General features: G+C 73.3%; 16 protein-coding genes and 1 riboswitch. Of the genes, 7 read left to right on the plus strand and 9 right to left on the minus strand.

Features of this window, described 5'->3' with window-relative positions; all coding sequences use genetic code 11:
* Positions 1-2097 carry a PhoX family phosphatase gene (locus RIN46_RS10930; RefSeq protein WP_309081200.1) on the minus strand — a complete coding sequence of 699 codons (2097 nt, stop codon included), beginning with the start codon at positions 2095-2097 and terminating at the stop codon, positions 1-3.
* Positions 2098-2154: 57 nt separating this feature from the next.
* Positions 2155-3297, minus strand: coding sequence for an o-succinylbenzoate synthase (locus tag RIN46_RS10935; RefSeq protein WP_309081201.1), 1143 nt, complete (start codon positions 3295-3297; stop codon positions 2155-2157).
* A gap of 40 nt (positions 3298-3337) precedes the next feature.
* On the opposite strand from RIN46_RS10935, the gene RIN46_RS10940 reads away from it, so the two are divergent.
* Positions 3338-4255 carry a phosphatase PAP2 family protein gene (locus tag RIN46_RS10940; protein ID WP_309081202.1) on the plus strand — a complete coding sequence of 306 codons (918 nt, stop codon included), beginning with the start codon at positions 3338-3340 and terminating at the stop codon, positions 4253-4255.
* A gap of 36 nt (positions 4256-4291) precedes the next feature.
* Here the strand turns inward: RIN46_RS10940 and RIN46_RS10945 are convergent, their stop codons facing one another.
* Positions 4292-5563 carry an MFS transporter gene (locus tag RIN46_RS10945; RefSeq protein ID WP_309081203.1) on the minus strand — a complete coding sequence of 424 codons (1272 nt, stop codon included), beginning with the start codon at positions 5561-5563 and terminating at the stop codon, positions 4292-4294.
* 12 nt (positions 5564-5575) lie between these two features.
* Positions 5576-6508: an MBL fold metallo-hydrolase gene (locus tag RIN46_RS10950; RefSeq protein WP_309081204.1), complete on the minus strand. Its 933-nt coding sequence runs from the start codon at positions 6506-6508 to the stop codon at positions 5576-5578.
* Positions 6509-6694: 186 nt separating this feature from the next.
* Between RIN46_RS10950 and RIN46_RS10955 the strand changes: the two genes are divergently transcribed.
* Together RIN46_RS10955 and RIN46_RS10960 are read left to right on the plus strand one after the other, a co-directional pair.
* Positions 6695-7033, plus strand: a complete 339-nt coding sequence (locus tag RIN46_RS10955) for a hypothetical protein (protein ID WP_309081205.1) — start codon at positions 6695-6697, stop codon at positions 7031-7033.
* A 10-nt stretch (positions 7034-7043) separates the two neighbouring features.
* Positions 7044-10700 (plus strand): TM0106 family RecB-like putative nuclease, encoded by a 3657-nt coding sequence (locus RIN46_RS10960; protein WP_309081206.1) that lies wholly within the window; start codon positions 7044-7046, stop codon positions 10698-10700.
* Between the two features lie 24 nt (positions 10701-10724).
* Here RIN46_RS10960 and RIN46_RS10965 read toward each other — a convergent pair whose 3' ends face one another.
* Entirely contained in the window at positions 10725-11582 is an 858-nt protein-coding gene (locus RIN46_RS10965; RefSeq protein ID WP_309081207.1) for a siderophore-interacting protein, read from the minus strand.
* Between the two features lie 140 nt (positions 11583-11722).
* Positions 11723-11861: riboswitch (SAM riboswitch) on the plus strand.
* Between the two features lie 12 nt (positions 11862-11873).
* Between RIN46_RS10965 and RIN46_RS10970 the strand changes: the two genes are divergently transcribed.
* Positions 11874-12389 carry a hypothetical protein gene (locus RIN46_RS10970; RefSeq protein WP_309081208.1) on the plus strand — a complete coding sequence of 172 codons (516 nt, stop codon included), beginning with the start codon at positions 11874-11876 and terminating at the stop codon, positions 12387-12389.
* Here RIN46_RS10970 and RIN46_RS10975 read toward each other — a convergent pair.
* Positions 12314-12802 carry an acyl-CoA thioesterase gene (locus tag RIN46_RS10975; RefSeq protein WP_375141868.1) on the minus strand — a complete coding sequence of 163 codons (489 nt, stop codon included), beginning with the start codon at positions 12800-12802 and terminating at the stop codon, positions 12314-12316. The genes RIN46_RS10970 and RIN46_RS10975 overlap by 76 nt on opposite strands.
* Positions 12795-13874 (minus strand): App1 family protein, encoded by a 1080-nt coding sequence (locus RIN46_RS10980; RefSeq protein ID WP_309081209.1) that lies wholly within the window; start codon positions 13872-13874, stop codon positions 12795-12797. The genes RIN46_RS10975 and RIN46_RS10980 overlap by 8 nt, the downstream gene beginning before the upstream one ends.
* A 124-nt stretch (positions 13875-13998) precedes the next feature.
* Between RIN46_RS10980 and RIN46_RS10985 the strand changes: the two genes are divergently transcribed.
* Positions 13999-14907, plus strand: coding sequence for an inositol monophosphatase family protein (locus RIN46_RS10985; protein WP_309081210.1), 909 nt, complete (start codon positions 13999-14001; stop codon positions 14905-14907).
* A 10-nt stretch (positions 14908-14917) separates the two neighbouring features.
* Here RIN46_RS10985 and RIN46_RS10990 read toward each other — a convergent pair whose 3' ends face one another.
* Positions 14918-15658: a DUF4190 domain-containing protein gene (locus tag RIN46_RS10990; RefSeq protein WP_309081211.1), complete on the minus strand. Its 741-nt coding sequence runs from the start codon at positions 15656-15658 to the stop codon at positions 14918-14920.
* Positions 15659-15798: 140 nt separating this feature from the next.
* Here RIN46_RS10990 and RIN46_RS10995 point away from each other — a divergent pair, with 140 nt between their 5' ends.
* Together RIN46_RS10995 and RIN46_RS11000 are read left to right on the plus strand one after the other, a co-directional pair.
* Complete coding sequence (locus RIN46_RS10995) at positions 15799-16908, plus strand: VIT1/CCC1 transporter family protein (protein ID WP_309081212.1); 1110 nt, start codon at positions 15799-15801, stop codon at positions 16906-16908.
* A gap of 138 nt (positions 16909-17046) precedes the next feature.
* Complete coding sequence (locus RIN46_RS11000; RefSeq protein WP_309081213.1) at positions 17047-20448, plus strand: DEAD/DEAH box helicase; 3402 nt, start codon at positions 17047-17049, stop codon at positions 20446-20448.
* Positions 20449-20457: 9 nt separating this feature from the next.
* On the opposite strand, the gene RIN46_RS11005 is transcribed toward RIN46_RS11000, so the two are convergent.
* Entirely contained in the window at positions 20458-21540 is a 1083-nt protein-coding gene (locus RIN46_RS11005) for a zinc-dependent alcohol dehydrogenase family protein (protein ID WP_309081270.1), read from the minus strand.
* Positions 21541-21638 lie beyond the last annotated feature (98 nt).

The raw sequence follows: 21638 nt of genomic DNA on the forward strand, positions 1-21638 counted from the left end.
CTACTTCCGGGGGCCGCGACCCTTGCCGTTGCCGTTGTTCCCGGTGGTGCGGAACACCTGGATGACGGAGGGGCGTGGACCGAAGAACTCGCCCCCGCCGGCCGTCTCCCGGGAGTCCACGTAGTCCGGGAAGAACGACGTCGGCTCGTCCCAGGTGCCGTCGTCGCCCGGGTGCTGAATGGACACGAACACTGTGTTCTCGCGGTCGTGGATGACGGGGCCGCAGGTCTCGGCACCGTTCGGGACCGCGAGGAACTGCTGCACGCGACCCCGCTCGTCGCCGGTGAGCGTGACCTTGTGCAGGGCGTCGGCGTAGCCGATGGTGCCCGGCTGCCCGTCGGTGGAGATCCACAGGTTGCCGGCCGAGTCGAAGGCGACGTTGTCCGGGCAGGAGATCGGCGAGACCTTCTCCGCCGGGTAGCCGGAGAAGTAGGTCGTGGTGTCGACGGAGGGATCGCCGGCGACCAGGAGGATGTTCCAGCCGAAGGTGAGCGAGGCGGCGTCGTTGTTGCGCTCGGTGAGCTCGAGGACGTGGCCGTCGCGGTTGCGCGAGCGCGGGTTCGCCTCGTCGGCGAGCGCCTTGCCGTCCGTGCCGCGGCGGGTGTTGTTGGTCAGTGCCGCGTACACCTTGCCGGTGGCCGGGTTCACGTCGATGTCCTCCGGGCGGTCCATCTTGGTGGCACCGACCTTGTCGCCGGCCAGGCGCGTGTAGACGAGGACCTCCTCGACGCTCATGCCGGGCACGCGGGAGGTGCCGCGGACCAGGAGCGGCAGCCACTCGCCTGAGCCGTCGAAGGCGCCGTCGGACGGGAGCTTGCCGGAGCCGTCGATCTCGGCGGCGCTGGTCGCGTTGAACTTGGCGACATAGAGGTCGCCCTCGGACAGCAGGGTCTTGTTGTGCTCGCGGTCGCCCTCGCGGTACTTGTTCTTGGAGACGAACTTGTAGATGTAGTCGAACCGCTCGTCGTCGCCCAGGTAGGCGACGGCGCGGCCGTCGGCGGCGATCGTGACGTTGGCGCCCTCGTGCTTGAAGCGGCCCAGGGCGGTGTGCTTGACGGGAGTCGACTCCGGGTCGTGGGGGTCGATCTCGACGATGTAGCCGAAGCGGTTGGCCTCGTTCTCGTAGCCGTCGTTCTTGGCGTCGAAGCGCGCCTCGGTCAGCTCCCAGCCACGGCTGCTCGGGTCGGTGCCGATCCCGTAGCGCGCCTCCTCGGGGGTCCCGCGCCCGACGTAGTACTGGTTGAAGTTCTCCTCGCCGGTGAGCACGGTGCCCCACGGGGTCGTCCCGCCGGAGCAGTTGTTGTTCATGCCCCACACGACCGTGCCGGTCGGGTCGTCCTTGGTCTTGAGCAGGTCCGATCCGGCGGCCGGGCCGTCGAGGACGAACTCGGTGTGCATGTGGATGCGGCGGTTGCGCTTGCCGTCGATCACCGGCTTCCAGACGCCGCCGGCCTTGTCGCGACGGACCTCCACCACGGAGAAGCCGTGTGCGGCCATCGCCGTCAGGCGCGCCTCGTCCGGGTTCGCCTCGAGCCAGGCCGGGTCGAACATCACATTCTCGTTGGTGTACTCGTGGTTGGCGACGAGGACGCCGGTGGTGCCGTTGCCGCGGTCGGCGATGATGTTCAGGTAGTCGCAGTTGTAGCCGAAGCGCTGCTTCTGGTCCTCGGCGGACTGGTTCGAGGGATCGAACTCTCCCGCGGAGGAGAACAGGGGGTCGCCCCAGCGGATGACCGGCGACCAGTCGTAGCCCTCGGGGACCGTGACGGCGTCGACGGTCCGCTCGACCGGCGCGATGGCCTGGAACGGCAGCTTGCCGCCGCCCTTGCCGAATCCGCCGGCGTCCGCCGCGGCCGACGGCGCGGACGCGACCTGTTGGCCGACGACGACGGCGGCGGCGGCCACGCCGCCGAGGCCCAGCGCCGCGCGCCGGGACAGCGCCTGGTCGGCGATGTCGCGGAAGTACGCGTTGCTGCTGGTGTTGCAGACGTCCTTGGCGCACGCGTCGCCGCACTTGAAGTGGCAGGTGGCGGCGGAGCGGTTGCCCCGGGTGTGACCGGCCATCGGGAGGAGCTGGAGCAGGTTGCGAGGAGTCATCGTCCGTCTTTCGCTTGGTGTGGACTTTCCGGCCCTCACGTTCTCAGCTTCAAGCGACTACTTCGGAGCGTCCGCCTGAACGGCGGGCGACGGGGAGTTCACCAGCTGTTCATAGCAGCGGCGTACGCGCCCGACCCACCAGGCGCGGCGCTCGGCGGCGGCCCGGTGCCGCTCGAGCAGCTCCGGATCGGCGGCGACCCGGCGCAGGTCCAGAGCGCCGTTGCGCGGCATGTAGCGGTCCTCGGCCACGTCCTCGCCGAAGAGGGCGACCGTGCCGAGCCCGCACGCGTACGGGAGCTCGGGCAGCGCGGCGGCCAGCGCGGCCCCCGCCCGAGTCCCCACGGACGTGTCCAGTGCGGAGCTGACGACGGCGGGCAGGCCGGAGGCGGCGACGATCGCCAGCGCGGCTCGCACTCCCCCGAGCGGCTGGGCCTTGATGACGATCACATCGGCCGCGCCGAGTCGGGCGACCGCGAGCGGGTCCGTCTCCTTGCGGACCGCCTCGTCGGCGGCGATCGGCACGGGCAGTCCGCGGCGGACGAGCTCGGCGCGCAGCTCCGCCAGCGGCTCGACGCCGGGGACGGGCTGCTCGGCGTACTGGAGCCCGAACCCGGCGAGCGCCTCGAGGGCCGACAGCGCCTCGCGGTGGCCCCAGCCGCCGTTGGCGTCCACGCGCAGGGCCGCCGACGGGGCCAGCCGGCGGACCTCGGCGAGGCGCGCGACGTCGTCGTGCAGGGTCTGCCCGCGCTCGGCGACCTTGACCTTGACGGTGTGGGGACCGGCGCTGCCGTACCGGGCCAGGACGGAGGCGACGGCGTCCGGAGCGACCGCCGGGACGGTCGCGTTCACGGGGATCTCCGCCCGGCGCGGGGCCGGGAATCCGTGCCAGCCGGCCTCGAGCGCGCAGCGCAGCCAGGCCGCCGCCTCGGCGTCGTCGTACTCCAGGAACGGGGAGAACTCCGCGTGCTCGCGCGGGCCGGTGAGGATCACGGCCTCGCGCTCGGTGACGCCGCGGAAGCGGACGGTCAGCGGCAGCCGCACCACGTGCAGGGCCGCGAGGACCTCGTCCAGCGGGGGCAGCTCCAGCGGGGGCAGCTCCAGCGGAGGCAGATCCAGCGGCAGCGGACCTGCCCCCGCCGGCGGCCCACCGGTCGTCGGTGGCGTCGGGGTCGACGGGGGTGACGGATTCGGCACGGGCATATACGTCACTTTAGACCGACGCCGTGGCAAGCTGGGGGCGATGACTCACACGAGTGACGGCACCCGCCGGGGCGGGCGCGATGGACAGCGGGTGCTCTGGCCGGTCGGCTGGATCGTCGCCCTGCTGGTGGTCGCCGCCGCCTTCGCGGGGATCTACTGGCTGTTCGTGCTGACGCCGACGGGCCAGCAGGTGGACGACGACGCGCTCCGCGGGGCGAACGTCTTCCTCGCCGCGCGCGACGAGGCCCGGCTCCCGGCCCTGGCGCTGCTGGGCGAACTCCCCCGGGTCTCCGCCGTCCTCGGGGCGATCGCGCTGGTGACCGCCGCGATCGTGCACCGGTCGGTGACGGCCCCGCTGATCACGCTGCTGGGCACGGGCGGCGCCCTCCTGACCACGCAGCTGCTCAAGCACGAGCTGCTGGCCCGGCCGGACATGGGCATCTCCGAGGCCACCGTCAACTCGTTCCCGTCGGGTCACACCACGCTCGCTGCGGCCTCGATGTTCGCCGTGTACGCCGTGGTGACCCCGCGGTGGCGGCCGCTCGTGGCCCTCCTCGGGGGCTTGTTCGCCGCGGTCGCCGGGATGGCGACGCTCGTGCTCGGCTGGCACCGTCCCGCCGACATCGTCGGCGCGTACCTCGTCACGGGGGTCTGGGCCCTGCTCACCGGCTGGTGCCTCTCCGTCGCGGCGCCGCGCTGGAACCGCTGGCACCCGCGCCCGTTCTGGGCCGCGTCCCGGATCTGGTCGGTGCTGCTGTGGGTGCCGGGCCTGCTGGCCGTCGGCTCCTCCGCGGGCCTGCTCGTGTTCCTCCCGAGCACCGACGGCGGCGACGACCCGCAGCAGCTGCTGGGGTTCCTGCTCGGCGGCGTCCTGGCCATCGGCAGCGCCGCGCTGCTCTCCTTCGGCCTGACGAATGCCGTCTACATGCTGCAGAGCCGGATCCGGCCCCGGCACTGACCGCTCGGCGGCTTCCGCGTCAGCGGGCGGCCGAACTCAGCGCGTCCGTCCGGGCCGGGCCCGCTGGTACAGGGGCAGGTACCAGGCGAACACCCCGGTCCCCACGAGTCCAGCGCCGGCGAGCACCCACATCCCCGCCGCGAGCGAGACCGCGGAGGCCACCGCGGAGAGCACGATCGGCCCGGCCATCATCCCGGTGTCGGCGAACAGTCTCCACAGCCCCAGGAACTGCGGCCGGGCGTCCGGCGGCGCGTACTCGGCGCCGAGCGTCATGACGATCCCCGTGCCCATCCCGTTGGACAGCCCCATGAGCGCGCCGACCGCCGTCAGCGTCGCGACGTCGTGCGCGAACGGGAGCAGAGCCAGCGAGACGCTGAGGAAGAACACGCACGGCACCCCGGCCCAGACATGCCCTTTGCGGTCCGCAAGCCGCCCGGCCGGGTAGAAGACCAGCACGTCGAGCGCACCCGAGATGCCGTAGACGACCGCCGCGGTGGAGGCGTCCAGACCCAGCTGGTCCGCCCACAGGGGGATGACGACCTGGCGCGAGGCCCGAATCGCGGAGAGGATGACGACGCCGGTGCCGACGGTGGCGAAGACCCGCCAGTACCGGGCCCCGATGGCGCGCATGGTCGTGCGGCCGGTCCCGGACGCGTCGGCCGTCAGGGGGTCCGCCGCCTGGCCGTCCGGCGGCGTGGACCGCATCGGTGGTCCGGCCCCTGCCGGCCCCGGCGCGATGGGCACCGGGAGCTCGGGGACGAGGAACCCGACGCCCGCCGCCGCGAGCATGGCCGCGAGCCCGAACCAGTAGGCGCCTTCCAGGCCGACGAAGGACATCACGGCCGCGCCCAGGAACGGGCCGGCGAACGCCCCGATGCGGATGGTGCCGCCGAGCGTGGACATGGCCCGGGCCCGGAAGTACGCGGGGACGGCCTCCGCCAGGTAGCTCTGGCGGGCGAGGTTGAAGACGGCGCCGGCCATGCCGACGAGCAGGATCGCGGCGGAGAGCACGACGACGTCGTCGGCCAGGAGCGCGAGCACCATCCCGAGCGCCGCCACTCCGGCCGCGGCGATCATGGAGTTGCGCTCGCCGAACCGCGCCGTCAGCAGCGCCGCCGGCACGTTCGTGATGAGCGATCCGACGCCGATCAGCGTCACCACGAGCGCCGCCGTCGCGACCGACGCGCCCAGCGCGCGGGCACTGAGCGCGATCACCGGAGTGATGGCGCCGAGGCCGACCGCGTAGAGGAGCGACGGCCCGTAGACCCTCAGTCCCAGATCGCGCAGCCGGAAGTTCTCCGCACCCAACGCCCCGTCCGCCTAGTGGGGCGGGACGACGTTGCCCGGCTCCGTCTCCTTGAGCCGGATGATCAGGTGGCGGGACTGGACGGGACCGTAGGGCAGGACCGGGACGGCCTTCGTGTAGTCCACCGACGCCTCATGGATCGCCGTGGTGCAGGTGCGGATCGCCTGACGCAGGTTCTTCAGCTGGGACCGGACGAAGTCCGGATCCACCAGACGCCCGTGACCGGGGACGATCTCGGAGTAGAGCTCGTCGATCGCGATGATCTTCCCAAGCGTCTTGCGCCACTCGTAGGGGTAGGAGTCCTCGAAGCTCGGGTGGCCGCCCTCCTCGACGAGGTCGCCCGCGAACAGGACACTGTCCGAGCCGACGAGCAGGTCGCCGTCCGTGTGGCCCTGGCCCAGATGGAAGAGCGTCACGGTGTGCCCGCCGAGATCGATGTCGACCGGCTCGTCGCGGACGAGGTGCGTGGGCAGGTGCAGCCCCGTGTGCTCGCCGTCGGCGGCGGCCATCGCGGGATCCGCCGTGCGCACCAGCGCCCGCTGGGACTCGCCCGCGGCCTCCATGGCCGCGGCGGCCCCGGCATGGGCCCAGAACTCCTCGACGCCCTGGGCGGCGAAGTAGGCGTTGCCGAAGAAGTGGTCCGCGTGCGCATGGGTGTTGACCACCACGAGCGGCAGGTCCGTGACCTCGCGGACGGCGGCGTGGATCCGCGCTGCGTCGGCCGGTCCGGAGCCGGTGTCCACCAGAAGGGCGCGCTCGTCGCCGATGACCAGGCCGACGTTGACGTCGAACGAGGGCAGCGTCATGGCATGGGTGCGGCCGCCCACGCGCAGCCAGCCGGCGTCCACCGTCGGCAGCACCGCCTCGGTCGAATCCTGCGGCTCGGCCGGACCCGGCCCGAAAGCCGACCGGTCGTGAAGGCCCTCGCCCGTGCTGCGCTCGCTCATAGTGCCCCTTCCGGCCCCCGTCCGACGACGGATCGGCCACATGCTCCCGGTTGCTGTGCGGTGCATCTCAGCCTAGCGCGCGCCCCTCGAGGTTGGCGCAACGCGACGCTCCTTGACGCACCAAACCCACAGTCCTCCCACCTATGCTGAGACGGACAGCCAGCACCCCGACCCACAGGAGCCACCATGTCCCGTCTCGTCTCCACCGGCCTCGCCAAGGCCGGCCTCCTGCTCGGCTACAAGGTTGCACGCGACACCGGCAATCGCCAGGCCGGCGGGACCGTCCTCGCGGCCTGCGGCGCGGCCGCCTTCACCGTCTGGAAGAACGACGCCGGCACGGCCCGCGCCACGCTGCTCACCGCCCTGTACGTGGCGTCGTTCGGCCTGTCCCACCCGTTGGCCAAGCGCATCGGTGCGTGGCCCGCGGTCTTCACCGCCACCGGCGCCACCGCCCTGGGCTCGCTCGTCCTGGGCGGGCCTCGCCGGAAGGACCGGGCGGGGGCCGCGAAGAAGCGCGGCGAGTAGAGCCGCCCCGATGTACCTGCTGCAGCCGGGCGGCGACCTCGTCTACTCGGCGAGCGACCTGGTCCTCGCGAGCCAGTGCGAGTACCAGGCCCTGGTCAAGCTCGACGACCGGCTCGGTCGGCGCCCGGCCCCGGTGAACGCGCCGGACGAGATGCTCGAGCGCGCGGCCCGCCTCGGCGACGCCCACGAGCGGCGCGTCCTGGACGGGCTCATCGCCCGCTTCGGCCGCTGGGACCCCGCCACGGGCGGTGGCGTCCTGGAGCTGCCCGCCGCCGGTGAGACGTCCCCGGACGTCCTCGAGCAGCGGCGGCGGGCGACCGAGGACGCGCTGGGGTCGGGGGCCGACGTCGTCTTCCAGGCCACCTTCTGGAACGACGGTTTCGTCGGTTTCGCGGACTTCCTGGTCCGCGAGCCGGACGGCCGCTACGCCGTCTGGGACACCAAGCTCGCCCGGCACGCCAAGCCGACGGCCCTGCTGCAGATCGCCGCCTACGCCGAGCAGCTCGAACTGCTCGGGCTGCAGCCGTCCGACGACGCCGTGCTCGTGCTGGGCACGGACCGGCAGTCCCGGCACCCGGTGCAGGAGCTCATCCCCGTCCTCCGGGACCGGCGCCGGCGCTTCCTCGACCTCGTCGGAGCGCACCGCGCCCAGCCCGATCCCGTCTCCTGGGAACAACCGGGCCTGCTCGTGTGCGGGCGCTGCGACTACTGCGCAGCCGCGGCGCGGGAAGGCGACGACCTGCTGCTCGTCGCGCGGATGACCCTCTCCACCCGGGCCCGCCTGCGCGCCATCGGCGTGCGGACGGTGCGCGAGCTCGCCGGCCTGACGGACGGCGCCGCCCGCGCGGCCGGGCTGCGCGTCTCCACCGGGGCCCTGTCCCGGCTCCGGGACCAGGCCCGCATGCAGTGCGGGCTCGAGCCCGGCGACGGCGGGGCACCCGGCGACGAGTCCCTCCGCTTCCGGGTCCTGGAGCACCACCGGCTCGAGGCGCTCCCCGCGCCGTGCGCCGGGGACGTCTTCTTCGACTTCGAGGGCGATCCGCTCTGGCAGGACCCGGCCGACGGGTCCTGGGGCCTCGAGTACCTCTTCGGCGTGGTGGAGCACGACGCCGGATCCCCCGTCTTCCGCCCCTTCTGGGCGCACACCCGTGCGGAGGAGCGCGCCGCCTTCCTCGCGTTCGTGGACTACATCGAGGAGCGCCGCCGGAGGTGGCCGGAGCTGCGCATCTACCACTACGCCCCCTACGAGAAGACGGCGCTGCGCCACCTGTCCACCCGCCACGGCGTGGCCGAGGAGGTCGTCGACGAGTGGCTGCGCACGGAGCTGTTCGTCGACCTCTTCGAGACGGTCCGCGAGTCGCTGCGGATCAGCGCCAGCTCCTACTCGATCAAGAAGCTCGAGCCCTTCTACATGGGTGACGAGCACCGCTCCGGGGACGTGACCGACGCCGGGGCGTCCGTGGTCGCCTACGCGGCCTACTGCGCGTCCCGGGATGCTGGTGACGAAGCCGAGGCGGCCGCCGTCCTCGCGAGCATCGGCGACTACAACCGGTACGACTGCCTCTCCACGCTGCGGCTGCGCGACTGGCTCCTCGACCTCGGACGCCGGCACCCGGCGCGGACGCTCGCTCTCGCGGATCCCTCCGGCCCCGGGGACACCGCCGGGGCCGGCCCCTCCGCCCGGGCGGCGGATCCGCCGGCGGCGCCGGCGGACGAGGAGCCGAGCCCCGAGGAGGCCCGTCTCGCGGAGTACCTCGCAGGCCTCCCCGACGCGGCCGCCCAGACGCCGCAGCAGCGGGCCGTCGCCCTCACGGCCGCAGCCACGGCCTATCACCGCCGGGAGCGCAAGCAGTTCTGGTGGGCCCACTTCGACCGGCTCGAGGGCAGCCTCGACGACTGGCGGGACACCCGCGACGTGATCGTCGTCGAGCACGGCGAGGTGGAGACGGACTGGGAGAAGCCGCCGCGCAAGCGGACCTTCCAGCGCCGCCTGCGCCTGACCGGTCGCCCCGGCGAGGGCACGGTGCTCGGAGCCGGATCCAACTGGTTCGCCCTGTACGACGCACCGGTCCCCGAGCAGCTCCGGCCGGAGCCGTCGCCCGCCCCCGCCGCGCACCAAGCCGGCAGGCGGGCGGAGATGCGGCGAGCCGGGCACTTCGGCCTCACCGTCGACGCCATGCAGCCGGACGCGGACGGCCGGATCGCGCTCGTCGGCACCGAGCGCGCCCGCACCGGCGCCGAGGGCTACACGGATCTCCCGCTGGCCCTGACCCCGGGCCGGCCGATCGACACCACCTCGATCGAGCAGGCCCTCGCGGAGGTCGCCCACGACGTCGGCGCCGCGCTCCCCTCCCTGCCCGCCACCGCCGGGATGGATCTCCTGACCCGCGCCGAGCCGCGGCTGCGGGACGGCCTCGCGCTCCCTCCGGTGCAGCCGACCGCCACCGGCCACGACTACACCGCCGCGGTGACGGAGGCGGTGCGCCGCCTCGACGGCTCCTATCTGGCCGTCCAGGGTCCGCCGGGGACCGGGAAGACCTACGTGGGAGCGCGCGTCATCGAACGACTGGTCGAGGAGGGTTGGAAGGTCGGCGTCGTGGCCCAGAGCCATGTCACCGTCGACGGACTGCTGGCCCGGGCCGTGGAGGCCGGCGTCCCGGCCGACCGCGTCGCCAAGAGGCCCAAGCCCGGCGCGGCAGCGGACGCCCCTCCGTGGACCCGCATCACCGACGACGCCCTCGAGGACCTGCTGGCCGAGCCGGGCGGCTGCCTCATCGGCGGAACCGCCTGGACCATGACGGGACGCCGGGTGCCCCGGAGGGCCCTGGACCTGTTAGTCGTCGACGAGGCCGGGCAGTTCTCCCTGGCGAACACGCTCGCCGTGGGCGAGGCGGCCCGGAACCTGTTGCTTCTGGGCGACCCGCAGCAACTCCCGCAGGTCTCCCAGGGGCAGCACCCGGCCCCGGTCGACGAATCGGCCCTGGGCTGGCTCTCAGCCGGCCGCGCCACCCTCCCGCCGGAGCTCGGCTACTTCCTGGCCGACACGTGGCGGATGCACCCGGAACTGTGCCGGCCGGTCTCACGGCTCAGCTACGCCGGAGCGCTCGAGTCCGCCCCGGCGGCGTCGCGGCGCCGACTCGAGGGGTTCCCCGCAGGCATCGAGACCGTCCTCGTGGACCATGCCGGCTGCACCACGTCCTCGCCGGAGGAGGCGGAGGCGACGGTGGAACAGGTCCGCCGGCACCTCGGCGCGCTCTGGCACGATCCGGACCGCCGCGACGCCCGACGGACGGCGGGCCGGGACACCGAACCGCGGCCCCTGGACGAGGAGCAGATCCTCGTGGTCGCCGCCTACAACGCCCAGGTCCAGCTGCTGCGGGAGGCACTGGACGCGGCGGGGCTTCACCGGGTGCGCGTCGGCACGGTGGACAGGTTCCAGGGCCAGGAGGCCCCGGTCGTCATCCTGTCCCTGGCGGTCTCGTCCCCCGAGGAAGCGCCCCGCGGGATGGACTTCCTCCTGAACCGCAACCGGCTCAATGTCGCGGTCTCGCGCGGCATGTGGCGCGCGGTCATCATCCGGTCGCCCCGGCTGACGGACTACCTGCCCGCAAGTCCAGAGGCCATGGCCGAGCTCGGCGCGTTCCTCCGCCTCGACGAGCGGGACTGAACCGGGCCCGTCGGCTCCCCGGACTCAGTTCCCGGGGGCCGGCTGGTTCTCGGGGAAGATCTGCCCGATCGGCTCGCGCTTCTCCGCCTGGAAGACATCCTCGACCCGGCCGTAGGCCCAGTACGGGGAGAGCGACATCCGACTGCGCGCCACTCCCCGGACGTCCGTGAGGTACCGGCGGACGGCCTTGATCATCTCGCGCTCGCCGTGCACGAAGACCTGGACGTCCCCGTCCAGCCACGGCCCGGCCTGGATCGCCGCCGCCAGACGGGTCGACTCCGGCGTGAACGGGCCGCCCCGGTGCACCCAGTGGACCTCCACACCCGCAGGCACCTCCAGCGGGATCTCGTCAGCGGCGTCGGCCACCTCCAGCCAAACGAGGCCGCGGGCGTCCGCCGGCAGCGCGGCGAGGGTGGCCGAGACCGCCGGCAGGGCGGACTCGTCGCCGCCGATGAGGTGCCAGTCGGCCTCGGAATCCGGCAGGTACAGCCCGCCGGGGCCCGCGAAGCAGACGACGTCGCCGGGCCGGGCGCGCTCGGCCCACGGCCCGGCGAGGCCCTGGTCGCCGTGGACCACGAAGTCGATCTGCAGCGTCCGTGCGTCGTGGTCGACGTCGTGGACGGTGTAGGTGCGCCGGACCGGCATCCGCTCCGGCGGCAGGGCCTTGGCCAGCTCCTCCAGGTTGTACGGAGGCGTCAGGCCGAGCTCCGGGTCGGCGAAGAGGAGCTTGACGTACTTGTCCGTGGCCTCCTTGTCCTGGAAGGCCGCGAAGCCCTCCCCGCCGAGCGTGAGCCTGACCAGGTGGCCGCCGATCCGCTCAGTGCGCAGGACCTCCAGGACCACCTGGGGCTTCGGCCCCCGTGCTGGACGGGCGTCGGACATGGGTCACTCCTTCGTCGGCGCGCCCGGTGGAACGGAACCGGGCCTCGGTTCTTAGGCTCTCCTAACGTGGATTGAATCGCAAACCATCGCCCGGCCGGCAGTTGCCCCGAGCCTGGCCGGTCGCTATAGGATGGTGGCAGCTTCATGAGATGCGGCCAACGACGGGCTCCGACCCGGCCGCGCACCAACCCCATGCTCACAGGGCGCCCCACGGCGGTCTCACGGGTGGTTCGGATGACGAAGCGGCCCTGCGCCGACGCGTACGGGCAAGAGCAACGAAGGGATACCCCTGTGACAGTCGTCTTTGCCGAGCGCGGTGCCGCGTGCGCCGCCCCGGCTCCCGGCCACGCGCCGAGCACCGCCCAGATCCTCGCCGTCCTCGAGGGCGACCGCCGCAGCTGGCTGCCCGCTACGGTGACGCGCCTCGACCCCGGGGACGGCCGGATCACCGTCCAGCCGGCGTCGGGCGCGCCGTTCGAGGCCTACCACCACGACCCGGCCGCCGTCGCACGTTTCCTTCCGCTCGGCCGGGGCTGCCTCTGGAACGCGGAGCAACGCACCCTGATCGGCCCGGAGATCGTCGTGGCACGCCCGGGCCGACGGCGGCTGCTGCGGCGCGAGATCGTCCGGCGGGCACTGAGCCTCGCACCCGAGCCGGTCGAGGCGTGCCCGGCCGGCGCCGGCATCGAGGCCGGCCACCCGGGAGGAGGCCCGCCGCCGGAACCCGCCTGCTACCCGACGGCCGGGGGCCCCACGAACCCGGCGAGCGCGGACCGGTGCTCCGCGGGGAGCCGCATCAGCCGCTGATCCGCCGTGGAGAAGAACGCCAGCGTGGTCAGCGCCCGCACGCAGACGTGACCGTCGGCGGGATCGCGGAACTCGTAGCTGATGTCGAAGCTGGCGGCCTTGGGATTGGAGGCCCACACGTCGACCTCCGCGGGGATGTTGCGGTACTCCAGCGGCTGCGCGTAGCGGACGCGGTGCTCCACCACGAGCACCTGGGTGCCGGCGGGGACGTTGGCGAAGAGATCCACCGCGGGCTCGACGCCGGGGCGGCCCGTCCCGCCCGGCACGCCGAAGGCCGCGATCCGGGCCTCCTCCATCATGCGGACGATGTTGACGTTGTTGATGTGCCCGTAGGCGTCCATGTCGGCCCAGCGCATGGGCACGCGGACCAGGACCCGCCGTCCGGCGGGCGGAGCGGCCGCCCCCTTACTCACCGTCGGCCTCCTCGAGGAGGCCGAGGTCCTGGAGCTGCTGGGCGATCGTCGCGCCGTCGGGCCCGTAGACCCACGGGACCCCCGGCGTCGCGTGGACCGTGTGGAAGGAGCGGCCGCCGGCCAGCACGGCCTCCGATGGCGTCAGCTGGCGGATCACGATCGCCCGCACGTGCCCGGGGTGGCGGCTGGCGAACTCGGCGTAGATCTCGGGGTCGTGCTGTCCGTCGTCGCCGATGAGGAGCCACTTGATGTGCGGGAACTCCTGGGCCAGGCGACGGAGCTCGTCCACCTTGTGCTGGAGGCCGGAGCGGAACCAGCGCCCCTCGGTGGGGCCCCAGTCGGTGAGCAGCAGCGGTCCCGTCGGGTAGAGGTTCCGGGTCAGGAAGCGAGTGAGGGTGGCCGCCGCGTTCCACGCGCCAGTGGAGACGTAGAGGACCGGGGACCCGGGCCACGTGGTGACGAGCCGCTCCATCATGACGGCCATCCCGGGCGTGGCCAGGCGGGCGTGCTCGGAGAGCACGAACGAGTTCCAGGCGGCCAGCAGCGGCCGCGGCAGGGCGGTGACGACCACGGTGTCGTCGACGTCGCAGACGATCCCGAAGTCGGAGGACGCGTCGACCACGAAGACGTCGACCGTGGACGGCTCGGATCCCTCCGCGGTGAGCACGACCTCGTGCCACCCGGGCTCGAGGTCGATCGCGAGCCGGACGTCCAGGACCCCGCCCCGGTCGGCGTCGACGTGGAAGACCCGGCCGCCCACCCGTGCCTCGACCTCCGCGTACGGGATCGGCGGGGAAATGAAGTTGCGCCAGCCGCGGATCCCGTCGGCGACCATCTTCGAGTGGCGCAGGCCGTTCGTGAAGACCCCCGGTCTGGCGAGGACCACCCGCGCCAGCACGCGCACCCATCCGCTGGCCTCGGCGTCGTTCTCCGCGTCGGGATCGGCGGTGGCGCCGTACCCCCGGAACGGCGTCACCGTGGGCAGGTGGCCGCGCGCACGCGACGCGCGCTCGCGGTAGGCGTGCCAGGCGTCCTCGAGCTTGACCCCCGGGTGCTTTTTCGGTGCGGGCATGGGTTCAGTCTCGCACGCCGGCGGGGTTGCGCGCCGGATCCCGCGGCGGCCACCCCGCCGCCGGCGGCCCGGGCCAGCGGGCCGCCGCGCCGGACGGCGCGGGCGCAGTCGCTAGGCTGGGGGCGTGGACGATTCCGAACGCTCCCCCGCCCTCCTGCCCGTGTCCGACGACGAGTCGCGCCTCCTGCGCGCAGCCGCCGAGGCCGCGGCGACCGGGGTGGGCGACCTGCTCCGCGGGGCCTTCCGCTCCGCGATGACGGCCACCAGCAAGCGCAACCACCACGACCTCGTGACGGAGTACGACCGGGCCAGCGAGGCGCGCATCGTCGAGTCGCTCTCCGCCGCCGTCCCCGACAGCCGCTTCCGCGGCGAGGAGGGCGGGACGCACGGCGCCGGGCGGGTCGAGTGGATCATCGACCCCATCGACGGCACCAGCAACTTCGCCCACGGGGTGGCGTTCTTCTGCGTCTCGATCGCCGCGGTGGTCGAGGGCGCGGTGGTCGCCGGGGTCGTCTACGACCCGGTGTCCGGCGACCTCTTCGCCGCCGACGCCGCGGGCGCGTTCCGCAACGGCGAGCGGCTGGCCCCGCGCGGGGCCGACCGGGAGAGCGCCGCGTCGGTGATGACGGACTACCCGTCCGCGGAGGCGATCGAAGTGGACGGCCACGCCGCGCTGGAGGTCTTCGCCGAGCTCGTCTCCGCGTACGCGACCGTCCGGCGCAAGGTCTCCGGCGCGCTCGAGCTGGCCCACGTGGCCGCCGGCTGGGCGGACCTCACCCTCGGCTTCGACACGAATCCCTGGGACGTCGCCGCCGGGGCGTTCATCGTGACCCGCGCCGGCGGCACGTACGTGCCGTTCCGGTACGACGGCGACGGGTCTCCGGCCGTCGCCGGGGTCCTCGGGCGCCGCGACCACGAGGCCCCGACCTACCTGGCGTTCGCGCCCGGCGCCGCCGCGGGGACCGCGCTCGACGCCGTCGAGCGCGTCATGGGTGCCCGCCGCCGGGCCGGCTACCGCGGCAAGGACGCGTAGCCGGCGCCGGTCAGAAGTCGGTGATGTCGCATTGGGCGGTGGCCTTGGGTCCGCTCCCGAACTCCTCGGCGACCACCGCGCCCTCGGCGTCCAGGATGCGGCAGCCGACGCGGCCGCTGCCCCCGTCGCTCACCACGGTGATGCTGCCGAACATCGGATGGGCCTGCAGCTCCTCCGAGAACGGGGCCTCCGGGCCGACGGAGACGGTCTCGATGTCCTCCAGCGTCGCCGTGTAGGTGGCCGTGGCGGGCGTCTCGGCGATGGCCTCGAAGCGGTACGCGGCCGTGTCCCCCATCGACTCGGAGAACCAGCCGAAGAGCGCGACGGCCGCGACGGTCCACAGGCTGGCGAACAGCAGGGCGAAGACACCCGTGACGAGGCCGGCGATGGAGAACCCGCGACGCGGCTGCCGGCGGGCCAGGCCGACGATGCCGAGCACGATGGCGGCCAGGCCGATGACGAAGGCCACGAAGTGCACCACGGGGATGACGGAGGCGACCACGGCCACGATGCCGAGCACCAGCGCCGTGATCGTCAGGCCGGAGGCCCGGGGCGGCCGCGGGTACTCCGGGCTGCCGTATCCGTACCCGTACCCGTACCCGTAGGCGGAGGTCCCCGGCGGGCCGTAGCCGCTCGCATGCCCCGCCGAGGCGGGGTCCGGCTGGGCCTCGGGCTCGGTCGGCCCGGGCCGGGGCGGGCGCTCCCAGGGGTTCTCCCAGGATGGCCGCCGGCCGTCGTCGTTCTCGCTCATGTGTGCTCGCCTCCTGCGGTGCTGCTGGGTCCAGCTTAGGCGGGCACCACGGCGTGCGCCGTCGTCCCTGTGGACGATATCGGCGGGCGTGCCGCCGCCGGGAGGAACCGCCCGGGCGGCCCGCTCTATACTGTCCGGTGATGACTCCGCACCCCGACGCCGACGCGTCCCCCACGCCCGCACAGCTGCGCCGCTGGCGGCGCTATCTGGCCGACGAGCGGGCCGAGCGGGCCGTCTACGAGACCCTCGCCCAGAAGCGCACCGGCGAGGAGCGGATGATCCTGCTGGGGCTGGCCGAGGCCGAGCAGCGGCACGAGCAGCACTGGATCGAGCTCCTCGGCGAGGAGGCCGCCCGGAACACGCCGCCGTCGCCGCGCCGGGCGCTGCTGCGCTTCTTCGCCCAGCACTTCGGGTCGGTCTTCGTGCTCGCGCTGGCCCAGCGCGCCGAGGGCAGCTCCCCCTACACCGCCGACACGGACGCCTCGCGGCAGATGGCGGCCGACGAGATGGTGCACGAGGAGGTGGTCCGCGCACTCGCGACCGCCGGCCGGCGCCGCCTCTCCGGCAATTTCCGGGCGGCGGTCTTCGGCGCGAACGACGGCCTGGTCTCCAACCTGGCCCTGGTCATGGGCATCGGGGCGACCGGCGTGGGCAGCGGGCTCGTCCTGGTCTCCGGGATCGCGGGGCTGCTCGCGGGCGCGCTCTCGATGGCGGCCGGCGAGTACGTCTCCGTCCGTTCCCAGCGCGAGCTGGTGACGGCCTCGCAGCCCACCCAGGTGACGCTCTCCGCCGCGCCGCACCTGGACCTGGACCACAACGAGCTGGTCCTGGTCTACAAGGCCCGCGGCATGACGCAGGAGGCCGCCGAGCACCGCGCGGCCGAGCGCATGGGGTACTTCGCCTGCGACTGCGACCCGTCCCGCTCCTTCAGGCCCGAGGCCGAGCGCCCCGCCGAGGACGACGACGACACGATGGGCTCCGCGCTCGGCGCGTCCGCCTCGAGCTTCTGCTTCTTCGCCTCCGGCGCGCTCGTGCCGATCCTGCCGTACCTGTTCGGCATGACCGGGGTCCCGGCGCTGGTCGTCGCCGTGGTGCTCGTGGGCATCGCGCTGCTGTGCACGGGCGCCGTCGTCGGCCTCCTCTCCGGTGCCCCGCCCCTGCGGCGGGCCCTGCGCCAGCTGGCCATCGGGTGGGGCGCGGCGGCCGTGACCTATGTGCTCGGCCTGCTCTTCGGCACCACGGTCGTCTAGGCCGGCCCGCCGTCCAGGACCGCGGCCACCGCGGCCCGATCGGGTCGGCGCCGTCGGGCCTCGTCGGCGCCGACCGCACCGCCCCGCGGGGCACTCGTCGATTAGCCGCCTGCCGCGGAGTCGTGAAACTATATGCGGATGACCGGCCCGCAGTTCCCGCTGATCGATGCCCGCGAGATCCTCCGCGTCGTCGGAGGTGCCGCCTTCACGCGCGGGAAGGGCTACGCGTCCTCCGAGCACATCTCCGGGCTGGCCTGGGACGCCGAGTCCTCGGAGCTCTCCGGCCGCGTCCAGGGCTCGGAACGGCAGCCCTACCAGACCCGTGTGCGCCTCGCCGACAAGAAGGGCGCCTGGACCATCGCGGACCCGTGGTGCACCTGCCCCGTCGGCACGGCGTGCAAGCACACGGCCGCTCTGATGATCCTCTCCAACACACTGCACCTGCAGGCCAAGGACGTGGTCTACCGCGAGCCGGAGCCGGCTCCGGGCTGGCACCAGAGCCTGAACTCCCTGCTCGGCGCGGGCACGACGGCGAAGCCCGCCCGGTCCAAGGCCTCGGCCCGTCCGCGCGGCGGCGACGAGACGCCGGACCCGATCCAGCCGCTGGCGCTGCAGTTCGACGTGCAGGACAGCCAGCTCTCCGCCCACCGCGGCTGGGCGCCGGGCTCCAGCGCCGGACGGCAGCGACCCACCCGCCGCTTCCGGCTCGGCGTGCGCCCCATGGTCCGCTCCGGCAACGGCCGCTGGGTCCGCGGCAACCTGCGCTGGAACACCATCAGCTTCAAGACCTACGGCCTGAACCTCGACGAGGAGCAGCACCGCTGGTTCTGCCAGTTCGTCCCCCTCTACCGCGCCAACGGGCAGCTGTACTTCGGCGAGGACAACGACTGGATCTATCTGGACGACTTCTCCTCCCCGCTGCTCTGGACCCTCCTCGACGAGGCGCGGCGGCTGGGGATCAACTTCCTCGGTCTCTCCCCCGTCGAATCGGTCCGGATCGACGCGCCGGCCAGCGTCTCCCTCGCCGTCGAACGCGTGGGCGCCGGGGCGGACGGCTCCGGCGGCGCGGACGACGGCGGGCTGGGGCTCTCCCCGCATCTGGAGCTCGACGGCGAGTCGCTCGCCGTCGCGGCCAACCGGCCGATGGGCGCCATCGGCGACCACGGCGTCTACGCGCTGCGCGGGTCCTCCCTGAGCCTCGCGCCCACCGACCACCGGCTCAATCCGGCCGAGCAGGAGATGCTCCGCTCCCCCGAGCGGATCGACATCCCCGCCGCTGACGTCGACGAGTTCATGAGGCGCGTCTACCCCCGCCTGGGCCGCCGCGTCGCGGTCTCCAGCGCCGACCCCGAGGTCCGGCTGCCCCGGATCGAGCCGCCCCGGCTGATCCTCGACGTCGACTACACCGGCGAGGACCGGGCCGCCCTGGACTGGTCCTTCGACTACGCCGGCACGCCGGTCGACGCGGAGACCCGCGACGCCGAGGCCGAGCAGCGCCTGGAGGACGCCGCGCTCGCGGCCCTGGCCGACACGCCGCTGGCCGGGAATGTCCTGGTCCCCCGCACGCTCAAGGGGCTCGAGACCGTCGACTTCATGCGCCGGGCCCTGCCCGCCCTGGAGGCGCTCGAGGACACGGAGGTCCGCACCCACGGCGAGGCACCCGAGTTCCGGGAGCTGACCGAGTCGCCGGAGCTGACGGTGACCGCCGTCGAATCGGACAAGCGGGACTGGTTCGACCTCGGGCTGATGATCCGGATCGGCGAGCTGAGCATGCCCTTCGCGGACGTGCTGCGCGCGCTCTCGCGGGGCCAGGCCCGGATGCTCATGCCGGACCGGACGTACTTCTCGCTCGAGCACCCGCTGTTCGACAAGCTCCGCGCACTCGTCGCCGAGGCGGCCCAGCTGGCCGACCGGAAGTCGGACGAACTGCGGATCACCCGTTACCAGGCGTCCCTCTGGGAGGAGCTCGACGCCCTCGCGGCCAACACCGAGGGCCCGGACTCCTGGTACGCCGGCGTCGGCTCGCTCCTGGACTTCTCCGAGTCCGGGCCCCTGGACCTGCCCGCCGGCCTCGACGCCTCGCTGCGCCCCTACCAGGTGGACGGCTTCCGCTGGCTGGGCACCCTCTGGCAGAACGGGCTCGGCGGCGTCCTCGCCGACGACATGGGCCTGGGCAAGACGCTGCAGACCCTCGCGCTGATGCTCCACGCGAAGCAAACGTGGGCGGCGGCCGAGGCCGAGGGACGCGGCCCCCGTACGGACGTCGCCGCCACCACGACGGCCGCGGACGCGAACCTCCCGGGCGCCTTCCTCGTCGTGGCACCCACCTCGGTGGTCGGCAACTGGGCCGACGAGGCCCGCAGGTTCGCGCCCGACCTCCGGGTCGCCACCGTCACGGACACCCAGCCCCGCGCCCGCGTGAAGCTGCGGCAGCTCGCCGCGGAGAACGACGTCGTCATCACCTCCTACACGCTCTTCCGGCTCGACGACGCCGCCTACCAGGAGCAGACCTGGGCCGGCCTGATCCTGGACGAGGCCCAGTTCGTGAAGAACAAGGCGACCAAGGCGCACCACGCCGCCCGGGACCTCAACGCCCGCTTCAAGCTCGCGATCACGGGCACGCCGATGGAGAACAACCTGATGGAGCTGTGGTCGATCTTCGCGATCGTCTCCCCGGGGCTCTTCCCGTCGGCGCTGCGCTTCGCCGAGCACTACCAGCGGCCGATCGAGCGGCAGGGCCTGGACGAGCCCCGCGAACGGCTGCGCCGCCGCGTCCGGCCGTTCATGCTCCGGCGCACCAAGGACGCCGTGGTCACGGACCTGCCGCCGAAGCAGGAGCAGGTCCTCCATGTGGAGCTCGCGCCGAAGCACCGGAAGGTCTACGACACCCACCTGCAGCGGGAGCGGCAGAAGATCCTGCGCCTCGTGGACGACATGGACAAGAACCGGTTCACGATCTTCCAGTCCCTCACGCTGCTGCGGATGCTGGCGCTGGACGCGTCCCTGGTGGACCCGGAGTACGACGGCGTCGCAAGCTCCAAGCTCGACATGCTCTTCGAGCAGCTGGAGGACGTCTTCGCGGAGGGACACCGCGCGCTGGTGTTCAGCCAGTTCACGTCCTTCCTGAAGAAGGCCGCGGACCGGCTCGAGGCCGAGGAGGTCCCGTACGTCTACCTCGACGGGTCCACGCGCAACCGGCCCGAGGTCATCAACCGGTTCAAGGAGGGGCAGGCGCCCGTCTTCCTCATCTCGCTGAAGGCCGGCGGCTTCGGCCTGAACCTCACGGAGGCGGACTACTGCTTCCTGCTGGATCCCTGGTGGAACCCGGCCGCCGAGTCCCAGGCGGTGGACCGCGCGCACCGCATCGGACAGACCCGCAGCGTCATGGTCTACCGCATGGTCGCCAAGGACACCATCGAGGACAAGGTCGTGGCCCTGCAGGATGCCAAGCGGCGGCTGATCTCCTCGGTCATGGACGAGGGCGACGGCTTCGGCTCGGTGCTCTCCGCCGACGACATCCGCGACCTCCTGAACGACTAGGCCGCCGCGCTACGGCAGGAGCATCACCTTGATGGAGCGGCGCTCGTCCATGGCCCGGTAGGCCTCGGCGGTCTCCTCGAGCGGCAGGACCGTGTCGAAGACCCGGCCGGGGTCGATCGTCCCGGCGAGCACGTCCTCGAGCAGCTCCGGGATGTAGAGGCGCGTGGACGCGGCCCCGCCGGAGACCGTGATGTTCTTGGCGAAGAGCACGCCCGCGGGGATCTCGGCCCCGCCGGCCGGCACGCCCACGAACCCGAGGGCCCCGCCGGGCCGGGTGGAGCGCAGCGCCTGCTCCATGGACTCCTTGGTGCCCACGCACTCCAGGACGCAGTCGGCGAGCCGGCCGTCCAGGAGCTCGCGGACGCGCGCGGCGCCGTCCGCGCCGCGCTCCGGGACCACGTCGGTGGCCCCGAACTCACGGGCCAGCGCGGCGCGGTCCTCGTGCCGGGACATCGCGACGATCCGCTCGGCGCCCAGCCGCTTCGCGGCGAGCACGGCGCTGAGTCCGACGGCGCCGTCGCCCACGACGACGACGCTCTTCCCGGGCCCGACGCCGGCGCAGACCGCGGCATGGTGACCGGTGCCCATCACGTCCGAGAGCGCGAGCAGCGACTTCAGGGTCGCCTCGTCGGGCTCCCGCACGCCGGATTCCCCGCCCTCCCCGCTGAACCGCGGGACGGAGACCAGGGTGCCGTCGGCGTTGGGGACGCGCACGGCCTCGCCCTGGCCGCCGTCGACCGGGTGGCCGTGCTCGTCGCTCCAGCCCCAGCCGGCGGCGTGCTCGCACGCGACGAGCACGCCGTTGCGGCAGTTGGTGCACGCCCCGCAGCTGTTCTTCCACGGCGCGATCACGAAATCCCCGACCGCGACCTCGCGCACGTCGTCGCCGACGGCCGTGACGCGGCCGACGAACTCGTGGCCGATCGGGCGCGGCTCGTCCACGGGGCGGACGCCGCGGTAGGGCCAGAGATCCGAGCCGCAGACGCAGGACGCGCTGACGCGGACGACGGCGTCGGTGGGGTGGATCGGCTGCGGTTCCGGGCGGTCCTCCACGCGGATGTCTCCGGGGGCGTGGATGATGGCGGCGCGCATGATGCTCCTGTCTGGGCGGTGGCGGTGGTCCACCACCCAGCCTACGACGCCGCCGCCGCTCGCGGCGGCCCCGCTGGGGGCGTCCACCGACGGGCCGC

This window comes from Zhihengliuella sp., from assembly GCF_031178195.1.
Lineage (GTDB): Bacteria > Actinomycetota > Actinomycetes > Actinomycetales > Micrococcaceae > Zhihengliuella.